The sequence below is a fragment of the Paenibacillus sp. AR247 genome, from assembly GCF_002968895.1.
Taxonomy (GTDB): Bacteria; Bacillota; Bacilli; order Paenibacillales; family Paenibacillaceae; genus Paenibacillus_AQ; species Paenibacillus_AQ favisporus.
The window spans coordinates 1,932,164-1,934,967 of record NZ_PCZT01000009.1 but is presented as its reverse complement, the minus strand read 5'-3'; the positions used below and the strand labels follow the sequence as shown (position 1 = coordinate 1,934,967).

General features: G+C 57.8%; 3 protein-coding genes. 1 reads left to right on the top strand and 2 read right to left on the bottom strand.

The features are described from left to right. A partial coding sequence (locus CPT76_RS17530; RefSeq protein ID WP_258168557.1) for a DUF2264 domain-containing protein occupies positions 1 to 909 on the top strand: 909 nt, incomplete at its 5' end. A gap of 52 nt (positions 910 to 961) precedes the next feature. Here the strand turns inward: CPT76_RS17530 and CPT76_RS17525 are convergent. Next, the gene (locus tag CPT76_RS17525; protein ID WP_374954683.1) at positions 962 to 1,882 is read right to left on the bottom strand and encodes a cation diffusion facilitator family transporter; all 921 of its coding nucleotides are present in this window, start codon (positions 1,880 to 1,882) and stop codon (positions 962 to 964) included. A gap of 236 nt (positions 1,883 to 2,118) precedes the next feature. After that, positions 2,119 to 2,766 (bottom strand): metal-dependent hydrolase, encoded by a 648-nt coding sequence (locus tag CPT76_RS17520; protein WP_105443749.1) that lies wholly within the window; start codon positions 2,764 to 2,766, stop codon positions 2,119 to 2,121. Positions 2,767 to 2,804 lie beyond the last annotated feature (38 nt).

Sequence of the window (2,804 nt, the reverse complement as noted above, 5' to 3'; positions counted from 1 at the left end):
GCTGAGGCTGACGCATCAAGCGCTGGAGCAGGCCAGCGACCCGGCCTCCCCGGACGTGCTGAATTTTGGCAAGGGCATCAGCCCATCGTGGACACGGCCTTCTTGTGCCAAGCTTTTCTCCGTGCGCCCCATGTTTTATGGGATCCGTTAACGGACGAGCAGAAGCGAAGATGGCTGTTCACCTGGAAACTGACCCGCACGCGCAAACCGTTCTTCAACAACTGGCTGCTGTTCTCGGCAGTCATCGAGACGGCTCTGGCCCGGTTTGGCGACCGGGACTGGGATCCGATGCGGATCGATTACGCCTTGAAGCAGCTGGAGCAGTGGTACGTCGGTGACGGAGTGTACGGCGACGGGCCGGCGTACCACGCCGACTACTACAACAGCTTCGTCATCCACCCGATGCTGCTGGACGTGCTGGATCACGCCGGCGCGCTGCAGCCGGACTGGGAGGCGCATAAGGAACCGGCGCTCGTCCGGGCGCAGCGTTACGCGGAGCAGCTGGAGCGCATGATCGCCCCGGACGGCAGCTTTCCGGTGGTCGGCCGGTCCATCAGCTACCGGACGGGCGCCTTCCATCTGCTGGCTCAATTGGCCTGGCAGCGGCGGCTGCCGGAAGGGCTGGTCGCGGCGCAGGTGCGCGGCGCGCTGACGGCCGTCATGAAGCGCTGCTTCGAGCCGGCAGGAACGTATGACGTCGAAGGCTGGCTGCGCATTGGCCTCAGCGGTCACCAACCGGAGCTGGGCGAGGGTTATATTTCTACGGGCAGCTTGTATCTATGTGCGACCGTCCTGCTGCCTCTCGCGCTGCCGGAGAACGATCCGTTCTGGCAGGGCGAAGCCGAGTGGACGTCCAAGCGGATTTGGAGCGGCGGGCATGGCCGAATCGACCATGCGCTTGGACATTAAGCACCGGATGATGGAACCGGGAATGTCACAAACCAAGAGGCTGTCCCCCAGGCTACTTCGGCCTGGCGGGGACAGCCTCTTGTCCGTCATCGTACCATGGGTTCAGGTGCACCATGACGTCGGCCACCTGCTTCATGCGCTCCATGATCGTTTTTTTCACTTCCCGGCTGACGTCATGCCCTTCCTGTACGGTGAGATGGTTGGGGACGCTGACTTTGACGTCGACGATGATGGCGTTGCCGAGCTCCCGGGCCCGAATGCTGTCGACGCGCTTCACGTTGGGGACGGAGTAGATGATCGAGCTCAGCATGGCGAGCTGCTCGTTCGTGATGTTTTTGTCCATCAGAATGTCGATGGACTCCCGTCCCATTTTGTACCCGAGCCGGATCACCAGGTACGATACGATAATCCCGGCTACCGGGTCGCCGTATTCCGTATAGGGGATATGATAGGCTTCGCCAATCAGCGAAATGCCGATCCCGATGGACGCGGCTACGGAAGCGTAGACGTCCGCGATATGGTCGTAGGCCGTAGCAATCAGGCTGCGGCTGTTCTCGGCCCTGCCGATCCGGATGCAGTACATGTACAGGATCTGCTTCCAGATCAGGGAAACCAGTGCGGCCGCAAGCGCGATCCAGCTGGCTTCGGCCGGAGGAACGAACAGCGATTCGATCGATTTATACACCATCAGCAGCGCGGCCATGACGAGAATGATCGCCACGATGCCCGATGCGATCGCTTCGGCTTTCCCATGCCCGTAGGGATGATCTTCATCCGCCGGCTTGCGGGATACCATTGCCGAGGTAAGTGCCGCGATCGTCGCCACGACATCGCCTGCATTATGAATCCCGTCGGCTACGAGAACCTTACTGCCGAATAACAGCCCGACGATGACTTTGAGAAGGGTCAGCAAGACGTTGCTGATGAGGCTGACCCATACCGCCAATATTGATTTGCTGGCCACGGACTCCAGTCTCCTCGCTCCATTCTTGGGTTTATTTCTTTTTATATAACCAAAAATAAACATTTCTTATTACGCCAAAACATGCCTCGCGGACAAAGATAACCCCCGCATGACACGACAATATCGCGCCTCGGGAGTCCTCCGAGTTAAAAGTATTCGGAAAAAGGTGAGGCCTAAATTGACGCTGCTTGGTTGATGAAACAGAAACTTTTCCGGTACAAGGCTGGATCGTCTAACTGCGGAGGCTATTTAAACGGAAGTTTAAAGGATTTCCTGTAGAGCGGATACAGCCACTTCACACCGCTTGGCGTCATCGAATCGGCGATCAGATGGGACAAGTACCCGGCGGTGGATACGAGCATGATCCCTTCCAGATTGAGGTATGCCTCCAGTCCGGAACTGATCCATGCCCAGAGCCAAACCGCCCAGACGGTATGGGTCATGCCGCGGTGTTTGAGCCAAGGGGCGATACCCACAAATGCACCCAGTCCGGACATCCAGACCATGGCGTTATGTATTCCGGCGTAAATCAATATGCAGCCAATCAGGCTGACGAGCACGTTACGAATCATGCCGTCTTTAATGATCAGTCCGAGCAGAAACAGGACGAGCGCCAAGATGGAATATTCGAGATAAAAGCTCCCCTTAGCGATATACAGGTACCCCAGGACGATCACGAGCAGCAGTCCGGACCAGTACAGCCATTCTCTGAGCCATTTCGAGAACCGGCCGAGGGTAGAACTGAGCATGCTGGGGCCGTCGAGGTCTGCGCTTAGCGCTGATAAGGCGGAAACCGCAATGTACATCGCTGCATGTTTCAGCGTAAACGGNTAATGGGCTGCGGCGGCAGCACCGATCACTACGCCTATAGCGAGATGTGTCGAACCCTTCATTTTCTCCTCCTCTGACTGACATCAGGATGATTGCAGGC